The sequence below is a fragment of the Paenibacillus sp. PL2-23 genome, from assembly GCF_040834005.1.
Classification (GTDB): Bacteria; Bacillota; Bacilli; order Paenibacillales; family Paenibacillaceae; genus Pristimantibacillus.
The window spans coordinates 3,312,789-3,331,771 of sequence record NZ_CP162129.1 but is presented as its reverse complement, the minus strand read 5'-3'; the positions used below and the strand labels follow the sequence as shown (position 1 = coordinate 3,331,771).

16 protein-coding genes are annotated in these 18,983 nt (G+C 59.5%); 15 read left to right on the top strand and 1 reads right to left on the bottom strand.

The features are described from left to right. The first annotated feature begins 141 nt into the window (after positions 1-141). The 3 genes from AB1S56_RS14575 to AB1S56_RS14565 all read left to right on the top strand — a co-directional run bounded on the left by AB1S56_RS14575 (position 142) and on the right by AB1S56_RS14565 (position 2,511). Positions 142-579 carry a hypothetical protein gene (locus AB1S56_RS14575; protein ID WP_340871773.1) on the top strand — a complete coding sequence of 146 codons (438 nt, stop codon included), beginning with the start codon at positions 142-144 and terminating at the stop codon, positions 577-579. Between the two features lie 151 nt (positions 580-730). Beyond that, entirely contained in the window at positions 731-1,642 is a 912-nt protein-coding gene (locus AB1S56_RS14570) for a selenium metabolism-associated LysR family transcriptional regulator (RefSeq protein WP_340871772.1), read from the top strand. After that, positions 1,633-2,511, top strand: coding sequence for a PHP domain-containing protein (locus tag AB1S56_RS14565; protein WP_340871771.1), 879 nt, complete (start codon positions 1,633-1,635; stop codon positions 2,509-2,511). Before AB1S56_RS14570 ends, AB1S56_RS14565 begins: the two co-directional genes overlap by 10 nt. Before the next feature lie 91 nt (positions 2,512-2,602). Here the strand turns inward: AB1S56_RS14565 and AB1S56_RS14560 are convergent, their stop codons facing one another. After that, positions 2,603-4,351, bottom strand: a complete 1,749-nt coding sequence (locus tag AB1S56_RS14560; RefSeq protein ID WP_340871770.1) for an NFACT RNA binding domain-containing protein — start codon at positions 4,349-4,351, stop codon at positions 2,603-2,605. A gap of 256 nt (positions 4,352-4,607) precedes the next feature. Between AB1S56_RS14560 and AB1S56_RS14555 the strand changes: the two genes are divergently transcribed. The 12 genes from AB1S56_RS14555 (at position 4,608) to rsmB (ending at position 18,978) form a co-directional block, all read left to right on the top strand. Next, positions 4,608-7,391 carry a calcium-translocating P-type ATPase, SERCA-type gene (locus AB1S56_RS14555; protein WP_340871769.1) on the top strand — a complete coding sequence of 928 codons (2,784 nt, stop codon included), beginning with the start codon at positions 4,608-4,610 and terminating at the stop codon, positions 7,389-7,391. A 115-nt stretch (positions 7,392-7,506) separates the two neighbouring features. Continuing rightward, positions 7,507-8,337, top strand: a complete 831-nt coding sequence (gene dapF, locus AB1S56_RS14550) for a diaminopimelate epimerase (protein WP_340871767.1) — start codon at positions 7,507-7,509, stop codon at positions 8,335-8,337. Between the two features lie 10 nt (positions 8,338-8,347). Further along, positions 8,348-10,228, top strand: a complete 1,881-nt coding sequence (locus AB1S56_RS14545; protein ID WP_340871766.1) for a bifunctional homocysteine S-methyltransferase/methylenetetrahydrofolate reductase — start codon at positions 8,348-8,350, stop codon at positions 10,226-10,228. A gap of 292 nt (positions 10,229-10,520) precedes the next feature. Continuing rightward, positions 10,521-10,781 (top strand): extracellular matrix/biofilm regulator RemA, encoded by a 261-nt coding sequence (gene remA / locus AB1S56_RS14540; protein WP_005548256.1) that lies wholly within the window; start codon positions 10,521-10,523, stop codon positions 10,779-10,781. Between the two features lie 10 nt (positions 10,782-10,791). Then, positions 10,792-11,412 carry a guanylate kinase gene (gene gmk, locus AB1S56_RS14535; RefSeq protein WP_340871765.1) on the top strand — a complete coding sequence of 207 codons (621 nt, stop codon included), beginning with the start codon at positions 10,792-10,794 and terminating at the stop codon, positions 11,410-11,412. 16 nt (positions 11,413-11,428) lie between these two features. Then, complete coding sequence (rpoZ, locus tag AB1S56_RS14530) at positions 11,429-11,638, top strand: DNA-directed RNA polymerase subunit omega (RefSeq protein WP_340871763.1); 210 nt, start codon at positions 11,429-11,431, stop codon at positions 11,636-11,638. Positions 11,639-11,759: 121 nt separating this feature from the next. Continuing rightward, the gene (locus tag AB1S56_RS14525; protein ID WP_340871761.1) at positions 11,760-12,284 is read left to right on the top strand and encodes a YfiT family bacillithiol transferase; all 525 of its coding nucleotides are present in this window, start codon (positions 11,760-11,762) and stop codon (positions 12,282-12,284) included. Between the two features lie 57 nt (positions 12,285-12,341). After that, positions 12,342-13,556 (top strand): bifunctional phosphopantothenoylcysteine decarboxylase/phosphopantothenate--cysteine ligase CoaBC, encoded by a 1,215-nt coding sequence (gene coaBC / locus AB1S56_RS14520; protein ID WP_340871760.1) that lies wholly within the window; start codon positions 12,342-12,344, stop codon positions 13,554-13,556. Continuing rightward, the gene (priA, locus tag AB1S56_RS14515) at positions 13,553-16,042 is read left to right on the top strand and encodes a primosomal protein N' (RefSeq protein WP_340871758.1); all 2,490 of its coding nucleotides are present in this window, start codon (positions 13,553-13,555) and stop codon (positions 16,040-16,042) included. The genes coaBC and priA overlap by 4 nt, the downstream gene beginning before the upstream one ends. A gap of 44 nt (positions 16,043-16,086) precedes the next feature. Beyond that, entirely contained in the window at positions 16,087-16,572 is a 486-nt protein-coding gene (def, locus tag AB1S56_RS14510) for a peptide deformylase (protein ID WP_340871757.1), read from the top strand. A gap of 4 nt (positions 16,573-16,576) precedes the next feature. After that, entirely contained in the window at positions 16,577-17,533 is a 957-nt protein-coding gene (gene fmt / locus AB1S56_RS14505; RefSeq protein WP_340871755.1) for a methionyl-tRNA formyltransferase, read from the top strand. Continuing rightward, complete coding sequence (gene rsmB, locus AB1S56_RS14500; protein ID WP_340871754.1) at positions 17,530-18,978, top strand: 16S rRNA (cytosine(967)-C(5))-methyltransferase RsmB; 1,449 nt, start codon at positions 17,530-17,532, stop codon at positions 18,976-18,978. Before fmt ends, rsmB begins: the two co-directional genes overlap by 4 nt. The last annotated feature ends 5 nt before the right edge of the window (positions 18,979-18,983 follow it).

The following is an 18,983-nucleotide window of genomic DNA, read 5'->3' as shown; positions in this document are numbered from 1 at the left end:
TTTCTTTCGGCCATTAATACCAAATATAAACATAAATGGCCTGTCTTTATTTTATTGTTGAAATATCGGACAATCATGGTAGAATGGGGAATAGATAGATAGGATAAAAGCCCTGGTTCCTTGGGAGGAGTAGGTTGCCATATGAAGGATAAAGTGACGAGAAGGTGGAGTACATACGAGTCGTTTTATGTTGAACTGGGCGATAAGAAGGTGGTTGATGTCATTATTACCAACCACGCCAAGAGTCGCTGGCACGATCGGATTGAAAGTCAAAAGACCGGCTTCGAGGATATCGCGGAGTTCCTATGGGAATGCTTGAAGAAGGGGCGAATCGAACCTTATTACCGCAACGAGCAGGATGTCTATCTCATCGACGAGGATCTTGTATTTGTTGCGGAGTTTTCGGATTCCTTGACAGATCGCGACCTGCTGGGCAATCCGCTGCATAAGATGATTGTCGTCACCTTCCTTGGGCGTATGTCCGAGACGATCGAGCTGCGGGACCTGAAGTCCTATTATTCCTGGCTGCGTCATTCCAGGCGCATGACCCTCGTGAAGAACAGCAGGAAGCGGAGATAAAGGGCGGTAATTGAATATGGTATATATTGCAATATTTAGATGGAAAGCGCATTCCTGAGCGGATGCGCTTATTTGTGCGGACCTTGGAACTAGGCCTGCATCGGATTCCCGTTTGTTGTATAATACGGTGTATAGAAAGGACGGATCGACTATGGCGCTTAACTTTCATCAATTGCATATTTTTTATACCGTGGCTGAGAGGGGCAGCTTCTCCGCGGCCGCGCAAGCGCTTCATATGACGCAGCCCGCCGTGACGATGCAGGTCCAGTCCCTGGAGGATTATTTTGGCACCAAGCTGCTTCAGCGCTCCACCAAGCGCATTGACCTGACAGAAGCGGGCCGCGCGCTTATGCCATACGCCAAGAGCAGCATCGAGCTGATCCGCGATACGGACCAGGCCATGTCAACGTTCACGAAGCAGCTGAAGGGCAGGCTCCAGCTCGGCTCCAGCCTGACGATCGGGGAATATATATTGCCCCGGCTGCTGGGACCGTTCGGACAGGAGTATCCCCATATTACAATCAGTATGAAGGTAATGAATACCGCGCAGATTATGGAGGAAATCCTGAACCATCAGCTTAATTTCGGCCTGATCGAAGCGCCGGTCAACCATCCCGACATGCATATGGAAGCCGTGATGAGCGACGAGCTGATGCTTGTCGTGCCCAAGGGCCATCCCCTCGCGGATCAGCCTGCTGTCACCTTGGAGGAGGCGCTTCAATATCCATTTGTGCTGCGAGAGCAGGGGTCGGGCACGCGGCTTGTCATGGAGGAGCAGCTGAAGAAAAAAAACATGGACCCGGCCTCGCTGAATGTCGTGATGGAGCTGGGCAGCACAGGCGCAATCAAATCCGCAGTGGAGGCGGGTCTCGGCATTTCCTTCCTGTCCTCCTCGTCCGTGAAGCACGAGGTGGCTCTTGGCTTGATTAAGCTGGTCAAAATAACCGACTCCAAATTCCAGCGGGAGTTCTATTCCATTTATTTGAAATCCGCGCTGCTGCCCATTTCCGCCGTCACCTTCCTGACCTTCCTGCGCGAAAAGGATCTGCACCAATGGTTATAGCGAGGCGAGCGGATCTGCACACGCATACGACTGCCTCGGACGGACGGCATACACCGGCTGAGGTCGTCCGCAGGGCAAAGGCTGCTGGGCTGGCTGCGGTGGCGATTACGGATCATGACACAGTCGCCGGCGTGCCGGAGGCGTTGCTGGAGGGCGCAAGAATCTGCATAACGGTTGTTCCCGGCGTGGAGCTGAGCACGGTCGCGGACGGCTGCGACATTCATGTGCTGGCCTATTATACGGACAACAATGATCCCGTCTGGCTGGAGCGACTGGCCAGCGTGGGCGGGACTCGCGAGAGCCGCAATGAGCTGTTGCTTGCCAAGCTGCAAGGCCTGGGCATTCCCATCACGTTCGATGATGTGAGAAGCGCCGCCGCGTCGCGAGGCAAGGAAGGGAGCATCGGACGGCCGCATTTCGCCGAGGCCCTCATTCGGCTTGGCGTCGTAAGCAACATGAATGAGGCGTTCGACCGGCTTCTCGGCTCTGGCGGTGCTGCGTACGTGCAGGTGCCGAAGGTGCATCCGCTTGAGGCGTTAACCTGGATTCGCGAGGCCGGCGGCGCCAGCGTTATCGCGCATCCGGGCCTGTACAGCCGCGACGCGCTTGTCGAGGAGCTGCTCGGGAGCGGGGCGGACGGTCTTGAAATCTTCCATTCCGATCATGGGGAAGCAGAGGAGCGTCGATACGGGGAGCTTGCCGATCGTTATGGCGTGCTGGCTACAGGGGGCTCCGACTTCCATGGCGAGCGTGGAGGGATTGCCTTTCATGGTGAGCTGGGAATGTGTTCCGTCGACATGACGGTGGCTGAGCGGCTGAAGGCTGTCGCTGCGGGGCATGCCGCAAATCGCGGCTCGCGCCAAACATAATCCATACCATTGCCGCATAAAACGGGCTGTCCCGTGAGAAGCATGAGCCTCTCACGGGACAGCCCGTTCTTATTGTTCCTCGTGAATCCGCTTATTTGACAACGGACGGAAGTGCCTTCAGCCGCTCCCGGTCCGGGGTAATGAACAGCGTCTTCTGATGGTCATAGATGACGAAGCCGGGCTTCGCGCCGCTTGGCTTGCGCACATGACGGATCAGTGTATAGTCGACGGGCACCATGCTGGAGTCCTTGGCCTGGCTGTAATGGGCGGCCAGCATGGCGGCTTCCTCCAGCGTCGGATCGCCGAAGTCGCTGCCGCGAATGACGACATGGGAGCCTGGGATGTCCTTGGTATGCAGCCATGTATCGGATGGGGACGCCAGCCGGTTCGTCAAATATTCGTTTTGCGTATTGTTTTTGCCAACGAAGATAAGGGCATCCTCCGAGGAGGTATAGCAGAGCAGCGCCGGATTTTGCGGCTTCTTCCGCTTCGGTCCCCGCGATTTGCGCTCTCGGAGGTAGCCCTGCTGGACCAGCTCGTCGCGAATCTCCTCGATATCGGCCAGAGAAGCGTTGTCGAGCTGCTGCAGCAGCGCTTCGAAGTAGGTGATCTCCGCTTCCGCCAGCTTCAATTGCTCGGCGACCACGCTTTGGCTGTTCCGCTGCTTCGTATATTTGCGGAAGTAACGCTGCGCGTTCTCGGAGGGCGTCAGCTGCGGATCCAGTGTGATGCGCACCGCAGCCTCCTCCTCGTCATAGAAGTTGATCAGCTCGATGGATTCGTCCCCGCGGTTAATCTGGTGCATATAGGCGGTTAGCAGCTCCCCAAGCACCCGGTATTTCTCCGCGTCCTGCGCCTCCAGCAGCGTTTCCTCCAGCTTGCGAACCTTCGCCTCGTTCTTCGCCTTTTCGTTCTGGACGAACCGGATCAGGTCGGCAGCGCGCTGCTTGACCGTGTCGCGCTCGGCCTTGTCCCCGTAGAACGCCTCCAGACATTCGCTAACCGACCCGAATCGGACGGTCTCGCCCTCCAGATGGGTGAGCCGTGTAATGGAGAAGCTGGCCTTGCCCGAAGCTTCTTCCGTCAAGATGACGGGCTCGAAGCGGTTCGCCTCCACCTCCAGCATAAGGGGGCGGAAGCTGTCCCACATGGAGTCCGCATCAGCTGTAACGCCCAGAGCAGCCGCTCGGTGGACAAGCTCCTTGGCCACCAGCGGACTCAGTCCGCTGAACGCGGCAATCAGCGTCTTGTGCCAGGGTGAAGGCTCGTCTCCCGCAGCCGCTGCAAGAAGCTCCCGGAACTGGTCGGCGCTCGTGACGCTCAGCGGGTCCGTCTTGCCTTGATCCGGGGGCGGCGTATACGCGCTGCCCGGCATGACGATCCGGTAGCTGCTGATCGCGGGCGTAACATGGTGAATGCCGTCGTGGATCATGCCGGTTGCTTTGTCGATCAGAATAATGTTGCTGTGCCTGCCCATAATCTCCACAATGATTGTCTTGAAGCTTAAGTCGCCAAGCTCGTCGCGCTGCCTGACGTCAATATGAAGCACGCGCTCGCGTCCCACCTGCTTCACTGCCTCGATGACGCCGCCCTCGCAATGCTTGCGAAGCAGCATGCAGAACATGGGAGCTTCCAGCGGATTGACGAACGTCGCTTCGGTGAAGTGGACTCTGGGATAGGTCGGATTGGCGGACACAAGCAGCTTGCCGGATACGCCTGCTCCCCGGATGGAGAGCACCAGATCATGCTCCGTGGGCTGATGGATTTTATGAATTCGCGCGCCCGCGCAGCGCTGAAGCTCTGCGGCGATCGCGCGGACAACAAGACCGTCTAATGCCATGATGATATGTACCTCGCTTTTACAGGATGACTCTATCATGCCATATTCGGGACAAAAACTTAAGGGGCTCTGTGATATTCACAGGGCTGTCCGAATACATTTACCGTAGATGAGGTTGTTCATAACCCATAACGATCGCTATTCATGATGAAGCAAGCAGGGCCTGCTCGACTGGCGCGCAGCCGGAGCTCTTGACGAGCTCCCGCATAGGCCGAGCTGTCCGCTGCAACGGCAATCAACGGGAGGGAAGCATGCAATGGAACAAATGAAATGGCATCAATTGGGCGCCGAGGAGCTCCTCGCGTCGCTCGGCAGCTCGGGAGGAAGCGGGCTGAAGCCGTCAGCCGCCGCAGAGCGGCTGGAGAAGGACGGGCATAACGAGCTGGCGGAGGGCAAGAAGGTTTCGCCCATCCTGCTGTTCCTGAACCAGTTCAAGGACTTTATGGTTCTGATTCTGATGGGCGCGACCTTGATCTCGGGCCTGCTCGGCGAATATTTGGACGCCATTACGATTATCGCGATCATCGTGCTGAACGCTGTGCTCGGCTTCATGCAGGAGTTTCGCGCGGAGCGGTCCCTCCGAGCGCTGAAGGAGCTGTCCGCGCCTGCGGCAAAGGTCATGCGGGGAGGCGAGCTCGTCACTGTGCCCGCGCGTGAGCTGGTGGCTGGTGACATCGTCTATCTGGAGAGCGGCGACCGTGTGCCTGCCGATCTTCGTTTCATTGAAGCGAACAGCTGCTACGTAGAGGAGTCTGCGCTAACCGGGGAATCGGTGCCTGTAGGCAAGCATGCGGCCGCCATCGGCGAAGAGGACCTGCCGCTTGGCGACCAGCGCAACGTCGGATTTATGGGCACGATGGTGACCAGGGGAACAGCCAAGGGTGTTGTCATCCGGACAGGCATGGCAACGGAGATGGGCAAGATCGCGGGTCTCATCCAAGACACGGAAACGATGGAGACGCCGCTGCAGCACAGGCTGGAGCAGCTGGGCAAAATTCTAATTTTCGTGGCGCTTGGCCTTACGGTCATGGTCGTGATTGCAGGCATTCTGCATGGCCAGCCGCCGTACGGCATGTTCCTGGCTGGCGTCAGTCTGGCGGTGGCCGCCATTCCGGAGGGGCTTCCCGCGATCGTGACCATTGCGCTGGCGCTGGGCGTGCAGCGGATGATCAAGCGGAAGGCGATTGTGCGGAAGCTGCCGTCTGTGGAGACGCTTGGCTGCGCCTCGGTCATCTGCTCGGACAAGACGGGCACGCTCACGCAGAACAAGATGACAGTGACGCATGTATGGCTGAGCGGACGGGAGCTGGAGGTCAGCGGAGAGGGCTACGACCCGACAGGCGCGATCTATGAGGGGGGCAAGGCGCTCGATATTAAAGGCGACCAGTCCATCAAGCGCCTTCTCCAGATTAGCGCGTTGTGCAACAACGCCCAACTGGTCCGCACAGAGCCTGACGACGCCAAGCGGCGAAAGGCCAAGGAGGCGCAGGAGGAGTGGACGCTGAAGGGCGACCCCACCGAAGGCGCGCTGACTGTGCTGGCAACGAAGCTTGGCTCCTCGCCCAAATCGCTGGAGGCGCTCTATCAGAGGGTGAAGGAATTCCCGTTTGATTCCGAGCGGAAGCGGATGTCTGTCCTTCTCTCGCATCAAGGCGGCAGGCTGCTGCTTGCCAAGGGCGCTCCCGACATGCTGATGGAGCAATGCGCTTACGTGCTGTGGGACGGCAAGGTGGTGCCGTTCACGGGAACGCTGAAGCGGAAGGTAGCAGAGGCGGGAGAGCGGATGGCGCAGTCCGCGCTTCGGGTGCTGGGCTTCGCGTACCGGGATTTGCGGCAGACGGACCGGTGCGAGACGGAGGCGGAGGCGGAGTCCAATCTTGTATTCGTCGGCCTGACGGGTATGATCGATCCGCCAAGACGCGAGGTGAAGGACGCCATCGCCATATGCCGCAGAGCTGGCATCAAGACGGTAATGATTACGGGCGATCATCAGCTTACGGCGGAAGCCATAGCTGCACAGCTCGGCATTATGCCGCGCGGCGGACTCGCGATGAGCGGCAAGCAGCTGGAGGCGATGAGCGACGAGGAGCTCGACAAGCAGGTGGACCATGTCTACGTCTACGCCCGCGTCTCGCCCGAGCATAAGCTGCGGATTGTTAAGTCGCTGCAGCGCAGAGGCCATGTGGTCGCGATGACGGGAGACGGCGTGAACGACGCGCCGGCCATTAAGGCGGCGGATATTGGCATCGCCATGGGCATCACGGGTACGGATGTGTCCAAGGAAGCGTCGGCGCTTGTGCTCAGCGACGACAACTTCTCGACGATTGTCGCTGCGATTGAAGAGGGGCGGGGCATCTACGAAAATATCCGGAAGTTCATCCGGTATTTGCTGGCATCCAATGTCGGCGAAATTCTGGTTATGTTCTTCGCGATGATGGCGGGCTTGCCGCTGCCGCTCGTGCCTATTCAAATCCTGTGGGTTAATCTCGTAACAGACGGCTTGCCGGCTATGGCGCTTGGCGTGGATCAGGCGGAGAAGGACCTGATGCAGCAGAAGCCGAGGCCAGCCAAAGAAAATATTTTTGCCAGACGGCTGGGCTGGAAAATCATCAGCCGCGGCGTGCTGATCGGCATATGCACGCTCGGCGCCTTCTGGATCGCGCTGAAGGAAGGGAGCGGCGACGCGGCGGGTCTCGTGCACGCGCAGACTGTGGCTTTCGCGACGCTCGTGATGGCGCAGCTCATTCATGTATTCGACTGCCGCAGCTCGCGATCTATCTTCCATCGGAACCCGCTGCAGAACAAATATTTGGTGCTGGCCGTTATCTCTTCGCTGCTGCTGATGCTCGGCGTGCTTTATATTGAAGCGCTGCAGCCGATCTTCAAGACGGTGCCTCTGGGCTTCCGTGATTGGTGTCTCGTATTTGTTGCGGCGGGCATTCCAACCTTCGTTATGGGGATCGGAAGCGTGCTCGGCAAGCCAGGCAAAGCGAAGGCGCGCACGAAGCGTCCGATTGGACCGCAGTCGGTGGTTCGCTGATCGAAAAGTGCAAATGTTGATGCAATTTATGAATAGCGTTTCGCCTGGCTTTAAGGTATGCTATTAGGAATAATGACAGACTAGCATACGACTAGAGCTAAGGAGAGAGCGATAGATGAACTTCACCAAAATGCATGGACTCGGCAATGATTTTATCGTAGTGGCAGGGGAGCAGGCGCTTCCGGACAACGCGGCGGAGCTGGCAGTCCAGCTGTGCAACCGGTTTTTCGGAATCGGCGCTGACGGACTGGTCTACATTCTGCCTTCGGAGCAAGCGGATTTCCGCATGCGGATTATGAATTCCGACGGCTCTGAGGCGGAGCAGTGCGGCAACGCGATCCGCTGCGTAGCCAAATACGTCTACGATAATGGCTTGACCAGCAGCGAAGAGATTACGATCGAAACGCTTGGCGCCGGCGTTCAGAAGGTCCAGCTTACGGTAGAGGGCGGCAAGGTGCAGACCGTTCGCGTCGACATGGGCGAGCCTATTCTGAACGGTCTGCAGGTGCCGACGACAGTAGACGCCGAGCGCGTAATCGAGCACCCTATCGAGGTGGACGGCCGCGAATTCAAGTTCACTGCGGTGTCGATGGGCAACCCGCACTGCGTTATCTATGTGGATGACGCCGTTACATTCGATCTGGAGGCATGGGGGCCTAAGCTGGAGAAGCATCCTATGTTCCCCCGCAAGATCAATGTTGAATTTGTAACCGTCAACTCCCGCACGCAGGCGGACATGCGGGTATGGGAGCGCGGTGCTGGCCCGACACTCGCCTGCGGCACGGGCGCATGTGCGACATTGGTGGCTTCCGTGCTGACCGGCGCGACGGATCGCGAAGCAACCGTCTCCCTCAAGGGCGGGGATCTGCTGATCGAGTGGAGCGAGGAAGACAATCATGTCTATATGACAGGACCGGCCGCGGAAGTGTTCCGCGGAAGCCTGTAGAGGAATTCTTATGAACGCGGGCTTACAGAATAGACCGAGCTTGAGGGATGCGCTCGCCGAGCGCATCCTGATCGGTGACGGAGCGATGGGAACCTATCTGTATCAGATGGGGTTCCCTGTCGGCGTTTCTTACGAAGAATTTAATGTCCTGAGGCCTGATGTCATCGAGAGCGTGCATCGCCAGTATTATGAAGCGGGCGCTCGGGTTATTGAGACGAACACCTTCTCCGCCAATGCGGAGAAGCTGTCCAGGCACGGTCTTGAGCACGAGATGGAAGCGATCAACCGGGCGGGTGTTCGCCTCGCGAGACGCGCTGTAGGAGCGGACGCATACGTGGTTGGAGCCATCGGCTCCATCCGCGACGGCAAGCTGAAGAACGTGCGCACGGCGCGAGTTGTCGACGCTTACGAGCGTCAGATGCGGGTCATGCTGGAGGAAGGCGTAGACGGTCTGCTTCTGGAGACGTTCTATGATCTGTCGGAGATGAAGCTTGCGCTTCGACTCGCCAGGGAGCTGACCGAGCTGCCCGTCATCTGCCAATTCGCCGTGGAGGACTTCGGGAGGACGCTGGACGGCGTCGCTGTCGCCGACGCGTTCGCCGAGCTGCAGTCGCTGGGCGCGGATGTGGTTGGCTTTAACTGCCGCAGCGGTCCGAACGGCATAATGCGGGCGATGGATTCCGCCAGCGGCTCCGTGCCGCTGCCGTATTCGGTCTACCCCAATGCGGGCATACCGGATTATGTAGACGGGACGTATACATATTCCGCCGGCCCCGATTATTTCGCCGAATGCGCCCGCAAATTTGCGGACCGCGGCGCTCGGATTATCGGCGGCTGCTGCGGCACCACGCCTGAGCATGTGGCGGCCATGGCCGCTTCGCTGGCGGATTACGTGCCGCAGCCAGGCGCGGCGGAGGCGGCCAAGCGCCAGGCGGCGGCCGTTCGCGAGGCCGCGCCCAAGACTGGCGAGGCTGTCGCATATGCGGAGCGCAGCGAGCCGACGATTGTTGACCTTGTGAAGCAGCGCCACACGGTTATCGTGGAGCTGGACCCGCCGAGAGATCTCGACATCCGCAAGTTTATGGAAGGCGCGGTCGCGCTGAAGAAGGCCAAGGCGGACGCCATTACCATGGCGGACAACTCCCTCGCCGTGACGCGAATGAGCAATATCGCGCTGGCTGCGCTGCTGCAGGAGAGGGTCGACATTCGGCCGCTTGTGCATATCGCTTGCCGAGACCGCAACCTGATCGGCACACAATCGCATATGATGGGGCTGGACGCGCTGGGCATCGACCATGTGCTGGCGGTGACCGGGGATCCCGCTCGCTTCGGCGACCTGCCCGACTCCAGCTCGGTTTACGATCTGACCTCGTTCGAGATGATTCGGATGATCAAGCAGCTTAATGAGGGGACAGCCTTCTCAGGCAAGCCGCTGAAGCAGAAGGCGAGCTTTGTGGTCGGCGCGGCGTTCAATCCGAACGTCAAGCATCTGGACAAGGCGGTGCAGCGCCTCGAACGCAAGATTGCTTCCGGCGCGGACTATATTATGACCCAGCCGGTGTACGATCCCGCCCTGATGGAGCGGATCGCGGAGTCGACCAAGCATCTGAGCGTGCCGGTCTTCATCGGGATTATGCCGCTTGCGAACGGACGAAACGCGGAGTATCTTCATAATGAGGTGCCGGGCATTCAGCTCTCTGTGGAGGTGCGCGCCCGCATGGCCGGACTGGAGGGAGCGGAGGGCCGCGCCGAGGGCGTTCGCATCGCGAAGGAGCTGCTCGACTGCGCGCTTCAGCATTTCAACGGCATCTATCTCATTACGCCGTTTATGTTCTATGACATGGCCGTTCAGTTAACCCGCCATGTGTGGGAGAAGACGGGTCAGTCCTGATGAAAGAGGCTGCCCGGGAGACGAAATACGAACTTTTGCTTGTTCCAAAGGAAGAAATCAATTAGAATAAGGCATAAGTTGGAGTATACGTATGCTTATGCATGAATTCGTCAACAATAGAGCAATGTTCTGTCGTTTTTTGGAATTCCGGGCATGTATGTGTTACACCATACTGAAGTGCTCGGCTTTCACCGCGAAACGCATGCTGCTCCGCAAGGACGGCGAGGGCCGTTTACGCTGGCAGCGTGCAAATGTTGCGCATTGAAGGACCGTAGGCGGAGGAGGACCTGGCTTGGCTATTAAGCTCATTAATATCGGATTCGGCAATATTGTGTCTGCGAATCGCATTATCTCGATCGTAAGTCCGGAGTCGGCTCCCATTAAACGTATCATTCAGGAAGCGCGCGATCGCCATATGCTGATTGACGCGACTTATGGACGCCGCACCCGCGCGGTTATTATTACGGACAGCGATCACGTTATTTTATCAGCGGTTCAACCGGAGACGGTTGCCCATCGTTTATCCACGAAGGATGACGATAACGACGAATAGTACGGGGAGTATGGAACAAATGGGATTGTTAATTGTTTTGTCCGGTCCTGCCGGGGTGGGGAAAGGAACGGTGTGCTCCGCGCTGCGCGGCCGCATGCCGGAGATTGTATACTCCGTGTCGGCCACGACGAGGCAACCGAGACAGGGCGAGGTTGACGGCGTTAATTATTTTTTCAAGACAAGAGAGCAGTTTCAGGAGATGATCGCGCGCGACGCGCTTCTGGAGCACGCGGAATACGTAGGCAATTATTACGGCACGCCTCGCGACTTCGTGGATCGCACCCTCTCAAGCGGCAAGGATGTTATTCTGGAGATCGAGGTGCAGGGAGCGCTCAAGGTGAAAGAGAAGTTCCCGGAGGCGATCTTCATCTTCCTGCTGCCGCCGTCGCTGGATGTGCTGAAGGAGCGAATTACGGGACGCGGCACCGAAACGCAGGATATCATCGACACGCGAATGAACGTCGCCGTTGAAGAGATGAATCTGCTTCGCCATTATGACTATGCCGTTATCAATGATGAGATAGACGCGGCTTGTGACCGGATTCGCAGTATTGTGATTGCCGAGCATTGCCGCAGGGAACGGTTCATGCCTTATGTGACAGGGATGAAGACCGCAATCGAGAAAGCTTGAGTGAGGAGAATGCACAATGTTGTATCCATCCATTGACGAGATGGTAAAGAAGGTAGACAGCAAGTACACGCTTGTCGTCGCGGCATCCAGAAGAGCGCGCATGCTGCGTAATGGCGACAAATCGGAGCTTGCGAGCCCGCGCTCCCACAAGTATGTAGGCGTGGCGCTTGAGGAGATCTACGGCGACGTGATTCAAGTTGAGACGCTGGCCACCAAGGAAGAATAGCAGCATAGAACGTTCCACAAGAGAGGTGTGAGCTGGCGACAGTATTGCACCTCTTTTTTTGCCCGATACGGCTTGAATCTCTCGCTATACATTTTATTTTATTCCTGGAGGGTGATCAGGTATGGAGCAATTGCGGTATCCCATTGGCAAATATTCGTTCGAAGGCATGACAGCTGCGCAGCAGAGGGAATGGATTCGCGAGGTGGAGGCGCTGCCCGCGCTGTTGAAGGCGGCCATCGAAGGACTTGACGACGAGCAGCTGGACACGCCATACCGGACAGGCGGCTGGACGATCCGGCAGGTGGTGCATCATGTCGCCGACGCGGCGATGAATTGCTTCTCCCGATTCAAGCTTGCTCTGACGGAGAATAATCCGACGATCAAGCCCTTTAACGAAGAAGGCTGGGCTGAAACGGAGGATTCGCTGAAGGTGGCGCCGGAGGTCAGTCTTGCTATTGTGGATGGCGTCCACCGCCGGTGGTCCGTGCTGCTTCACGCCATGGAGCGGTCCGATTTCGACAAGCAGTTCTATCATCCGGAGAAAGGCAGCCAGCTCAAGCTGTCCTGGTTCCTCGGATTTGTGGCTTGGCACGGGAAGCATCATGTCGCCCATATTACGAGCCTAAGAGAAAGAATGGATTGGTAACCGCTTGCCGGACACGCTGTTCGGAGCAAGCGTCTAAGGGATAGGAGCTGTGGCATCATGATCGCTGGCAAAAGAATGATATTAGGCATAACCGGCGGCATCGCCGCTTATAAGGGAGCCGCCTTGTGCAGCAAGCTGACGCAAGCGGGGGCTGACGTCCATGTCATGATGACGGCATCCGCGGCGCAATTCATTACCCCGCTTACACTGCAGACGCTGTCTCGCAATCCCGTGCTCATCGATACCTTCGACGAGCGTGATCCTGCCGTTGTGACCCATATCCATCAAGCGGATCATGCGGATCTGATCGTTGTGGCTCCCGCGACAGCCAACAGTATCGCCAAGCTGGCGAACGGTCTGGCTGACGATATGCTCAGCACAACGCTGCTGGCTGCAACCTGCCCTATCCTTATAGCCCCGGCCATGAATGTCCATATGTATGAGCATCCCGCGGTCGTCTCCAATATAGAGAAGCTTGCGGCGCGCGGAGCCATGTTCGTAGAGCCTGGAACGGGGCAGCTGGCATGCGGCTATGTAGCAAAGGGCAGGCTCGCGGAGCCCGAGGACATCGTCCGCTCCATCGAGACATGGTTCGCCGGCAGCGGCCGTCTGCGGGGGAAGCGCGTTCTGGTGACAGCAGGCGGAACGATGGAGCGGCTGGATCCTGTCCGATATTTGACGAACGACTCCTCCGGCAAGATGGGCTTCGCCATTGCGGAGGCGGCGCAGCGTATGGGCGCAGACGTTACGCTCGTGGCGGGCCGTTCTACGGAGACGCCGCCCGCAGGCGTCCAGGTGGTTCGCGTTGCTTCCGCCGCTGACATGCTGGAGGCTGTTGTCGAAGCGTTTCCTGGGACCGATGTCGTCATCAAGGCGGCGGCGGTCGCGGATTACAGGCCGGCTATCGTACATAAGCAGAAGGTCAAAAAAAGCGGAGAAAAGCTTGTCCTTGAGCTGGAGCGCACGACGGATATTCTGGCGACGCTGGGTGAGCGGAAGGAGCATCAGCTGCTCGTCGGCTTTGCTGCGGAGACGGAGCAGGTGGCTCACTACGCGATGGACAAGCTGAAGCGCAAAAATTGTGATCTGATTGTCGCCAACGACGTCAGCAAGGAAGGCGTTGGCTTCAACGGCGACACAAACGCCGTCGATGTATACGGGCCAGAGGGTCTTGAGGCGTCGTTCCCGCTGCTGTCCAAGCGGGAGGTCGCGAGCCGACTAATGGCATTGATTGCGGATCGCCTGTTCCAGCGCGGAGGGGACCGTTCATGATCGCGAGAGTCATTGTCGACGTGCCGAGCCGCCAGACGGATCGGCCGTTTGATTATGAGGTGCCGGAGGGCATGGCGGGCTGGCTGGAGGTCGGCAGTCGGGTTGGCGTTCCATTCGGCGGAAGGGTGCTGCAGGGCTTCGTGATCGAAATCGCGGATTCGGCTTCCGTCGATCGAACCAGACTGAAGTCCGTTGCTGAGCTTCTGGACCCGGTGCCGCCGCTGCTGCCGGACATGATTGAGCTGTCCAGGTGGATGAGCGATAAATATTGCTGCTCCTGGACGCAATCGCTGCAAGCCATGATTCCAGCCGCGCTGAAGGGCAAGGAGGAGCGCCAGATCGCGCTGGGCGACGAAGAATCGCTGGACGAGCTGCCCCCCGAGCTTGTGGATTGGATGAGAAGCGGCGATGGCCTCGTCAAGCTGGATAAGCTGATCGCGCGGTTTCCGGAGCATCTCCGAACGGTTAAGCTCGCTCTTCGCAGCGGGGCGCTGGCGCAGCTCTCCTCCATTAAGGACAGGCTGTCCGTCCGTCAAGTGCTGACGGTATTCCTCCCTGAGCCCGCGCTGCCGCTGGAGGAGGCGCTTGCGCAGGTGTCCACGCGGGCCGCGAAGCAGCGCGTTGCGCTTATGCTGATGTATGAGCGCGCTGAAGCGACGACGCTGCAGGAGCTGGCGCAGCAGTCCGGCGCATCTGCGGCAAGCGTCAAGGCTTTGGCGGAGAAGGGACTGCTCGTTATTCGCGAGGTGGAGAAGGGCCGCGATCCTTACAAGGATCGTCAATTTGCCCGGACCAAGCCGCTGCCTCTGACGGAGGGGCAGCAGGAGGTGTTCGGCCGGATCGTCGACGCGATGGAGGACGGCCAGGGCCGGACCATGCTGCTCCACGGCGTAACGGGCAGCGGGAAAACCGAGGTGTATCTGCAAGCGATTCAGCATTGCCTGGATCAGGCCAGACAGGCGATTGTGCTCGTTCCGGAAATATCCCTAACCCCCCAGATGGTGGAGCGGTTCAAGGGTCGATTCGGCAATGCCGTTGCGGTGCTGCACAGTCGGCTGTCCAACGGGGAGCGATTCGACGAATGGCGCAAAATTCGCAGCGGGAAGGCCCAGGTCGCCATTGGAGCCCGCTCGGCGATCTTTGCTCCATTCGAACGAATTGGGCTCATTATTATCGACGAGGAGCATGAATCCTCCTACAAGCAGGAGGAAAGCCCCAAATATCATGCCCGCGAGGTTGCAGTCAGGCGGGCAAAGCAGCATGGCGCGGCGGTTGTGCTTGGTTCTGCGACGCCGTCGCTGGAATCCTTCGCCGCCGCGAGCCGCTCGGCGGCGCAAGCGGCGCCAGGCGCGCCTTCCGCGCTGCTGCCGATGCCGCACCGCGTCGGCGGCCGTCCCATGCCGGAGGTCGAGGTTGTCGACATGCGGGAGGAGCTGCGCGCGGGCAATCGCTCCATGTTCAGCCGAAGGCTGCACGAGGCGCTGCTGGAGAGGCTGGAGCGCGGGGAGCAGTCCGTCCTGCTGCTCAATCGCAGAGGCTATTCGACGTTCGTGATGTGCCGCTCCTGCGGCCATACGGCGACGTGCCCGCATTGCGATATCTCGCTCACCTTCCACCAGAAGTCGCGTGTGCTGCGCTGCCATTATTGCGGCCACGCCGAGGGGGCTCCGGCATCCTGCCCTGCCTGCGGGAGCGAGCATATCCGGTATTTCGGCACCGGCACCCAGCGTGTGGAGGAGGAGCTCGCGAAGCTGTTCCCAGGCATGCGAGTCATTCGCATGGACGTGGATACGACGGGCGAGAAGCATGCGCATGAGCGGCTGCTGAAGCGGTTCGGCGATCGGGAGGCGGATGTGCTGCTGGGGACGCAGATGGTTGCCAAGGGGCTGGACTTTCCTTATGTAACCCTTGTAGGGGTCATCGCGGCGGACACCTCGCTGCATCTGCCCGACTTCCGGGCGGCAGAGAAGACCTTCCAGCTGCTGACGCAGGTGGCGGGACGCGCCGGCCGGCATGAGCTGGAGGGCGAGGTGGTCATCCAGACGTATTCTCCGGAGCATTACGCGATCACAACAGCTCAGCGTCATGATTACGCATCGTTCTCTGCGGAGGAGCTGCGCCACCGGTCGATGATGGGTTATCCGCCTTATTGCCGTCTTGTTCTGGTGACGATGTCCCACGAGGGGTTGCCTCTGCTGGCCTCCGTCAGCGAGCAGTTCGCGATGGAACTGAAGGAGCTGGCTCAGCACCAAGGGGTGCTGGCGCCGTTGTCCACCGGACTGGCGCGTGCGCTGGAGGTGCTGGGACCCGTCGCCTCGCCGATCTCAAGAATGAAAGATCGCTACCGTTTTCAATGTGTGATAAAATATCGGGGAAGCATCGACGCGGCCGCGCTTGTCCGGCAGGCGCTCCGGCCGTTCACGGAAGGCTCGCAGCAGAAAGGCGTGCTCTTCAGCGTGGATGTGGACCCGCAAATGATATTGTAGGATGGAACTACCTCTATAGATTGGATTAAAGGATGGGGAGCAGCATGAGTATTCGCTTGATTGTCAAGGACCCGGACCCGGTATTGCGGGAAGTGGCCAAAGAGGTTACGAAGTTTAACGATAATTTGAAGAAGCTGCTGAGAGATATGGCAGAGACCATGTACGACGCGGACGGCGTCGGTCTCGCGGCGCCGCAGATCGGCATCTCCAAGCGCGTCATTGTGGTGGACGTCGGGGACGAGAATGGTCTGGTGGAGATGGTGAATCCCGTTATTGTGGAGCAGGAGGGAGAGCAGCTTGGGCCTGAGGGCTGCCTCAGCATTCCCAATCTGAACGGCGAGGTGCTTCGCGCCGAGCGGATCGTAGTGGAAGGACAGAACAGCGACGGAGACAAATTTACGGTGACGGCAAGCGGTTTTTTTGCGCGGGCCTTCCAGCACGAAATTGATCATCTGAACGGCATCTTGTTCACGGACTTGGCCGCGAGCGTATATGATGTGTCGGACAGACAGAGAAAAGGCGGCGATTAGAGCCATGCGTATCGTATTTATGGGGACGCCGGATTTCGCCGTCCCTTCCTTGCATTTGCTGGCAGCAAGCGGCTACAGCGTTGTCGCGGCCGTCTCACAACCGGATCGGCCGAAGGGCCGCAAAAAAACGTTGACGCCGCCCCCTGTCAAGGAAGCGGCGTTATCGCTTGGTATACCCGTTCTCCAGCCTGAACGGATGAGAAGCCCAGAGGCCGTGGCCGCTGTCGCTGAATATAAGCCCGACCTGATCGTGACGGCCGCATACGGCCAGATTCTTCCCAGGGCTGTACTGGAGCTGCCGCGTCTCGGCTGTATCAATGTGCACGGCTCGCTCCTGCCCAAGTATCGCGGCGGGGCGCCCATCCAGCGCTCCATTATGCAGGGCGAGAGCGAGACGGGCGTGACGATTATGTATATGGCGGAAGGCCTGGATACCGGCGACATGATCAGCAGGGTGGCCCTGCCGATCCTCGACGAGGATACGTCGGGCACGATGTTCGAGAAGCTCAGCTTGGCGGGAGCCAAGCTGCTGGGCGAGACGCTGCCCTCCATTATCGACGGTACGGCTCAGGCTGTTCCGCAGCGGGAGGAGGAGGCGACATACGCGCCGAATCTGACGCGCGATGACGAGAGAATCGATTGGGGACGGCCGGCGCGCGCGCTGTTCAATCAGGTGCGAGGCCTGTCTCCCATGGCGGGAGCCTTCACTTCGCTGGGAGGCGAGGTATTCAAGGTATGGGCTTGCGAGGCGCCCGCTGCCGGTGGCGCAGGAGGAGCCTTGCAGGAGCCCGGAACGATTCTGTCCGCGGATGCGTCCGGCATTGTTGTCCAGACGGGTGACGGCAGGCTGGTGCTGAAGGATGTGCAGCCCGCTGGCAAACGCGTGATGCCGGTATCGGAGTGGATACGCGGCGCTCGCATCGAGCCGGGGACGAAGCTTGGCGGCGGTGAGCAGCCATGAGCGGAGCAGAGGGAAGGCGCCCTCGGGGGGCAGGCGGTGGCGCCGGCCGCAGCCGGCAATCCGGCAAGTCGGCTACACCCAGAGAGCTGGCGCTGGATATACTTGTGAAGGTCGCAAAGTCCGGCGCGTACAGCAATATACAGCTTAACCGCTCGCTGCAGGATTCCGGCATGTCGCGGGCGGACGCCGCCCTGGCGACGGAGCTGGTGTACGGCACGATCGGCAGGCAGGCGACGCTGGATTATTGGCTCGGCAAGTTTGTCGCCAAAGGCCTCTCCAAGCTGGAGCCTTGGGTGCACCAGCTGCTGCGTCTGAGCGCTTATCAGCTGCTGTTCCTGGATCGGATTCCCGTTCATGCGGCCGTTCATGAAGCGGTCACAATCGCCAAGCGGCGGGGCCATGCCGGCATCTCGGGAATGGTGAACGGCGTGCTTCGCAGCCTGGACCGCGCACGCGGCGAGCTGACGCTGGACCGGATCCAGGCGGCAACGCCAATCGCCACGCTGGCGATCAGGCACTCCTACCCGGAGTGGCTGGTGAAGCGCTGGGCGGACGCTTACGGGCTGGAGACGACGGAGGCGATGCTGGCAGCGGGCAATGAGCCGCCTCACGCCAGCATCCGCGCGAACCGGCTGGCCGGCACTCGGGACGAGCTGCTGCGTGAGCTGAGAGAGAGCGGCATCGAAGCGAAGCCGTCCCAGCTTGCGCCATTCGGAATTGTCGTCACGGGAGGCGGCAATATGGCGGATGCCGATGGATTCAGGCAGGGGCGCTGGTCGCTGCAGGACGAGAGCTCTATGCTCGTCGCGGAGGTCGTTGCCCCTGCGCCCGGCATGAAGGTGCTGGATTGCTGCGCCGCGCCAGGGGGCAAGAGCGCCCATCTGGCGGAGCTGATGGAGGGCAAGGGCAAGGTGTGGGCGAACGATCTGCACGCCCATAAGCGCGAGCTGATTACCGCCCAGACGGAGCGGCTGAAGCTGCGCAACGTGGAGGCCATAATCGGCGACGCCGCGGAGCTGTCCAATCGGTTCGCGGAGGGCTCTATGGACGCGGTGCTGCTGGACGCTCCTTGCTCCGGCCTCGGCGTCATTCGCCGCAAGCCCGAGATCAAATGGAACAAGACGGAGAGCGACATCTTCGAGATCGCGGCCGTTCAGAGGCGGCTGCTGAACGAAGTGTGCGGCCTGGTCCGTCCAGGAGGGACGCTCGTATACAGCACGTGCACGATGGAGAAGGAAGAGAATGAACGGCAAGTCGCGGCATTCCTGGCCGCGCATCCGGAGTTCGAGCTGGACTCGGAGTGGCCGGACACGGTGAAGGAGCGTCTGCGCCAGGATGGGCTGATCGGCCCCGATTTCACCGGCGAGCTGCAGCTGCTGCCGCAGCATTATGGGAGTGACGGCTTCTATATAGCCCGCATGAAGAGGCGTCCACGGCTGGCATGATGGCT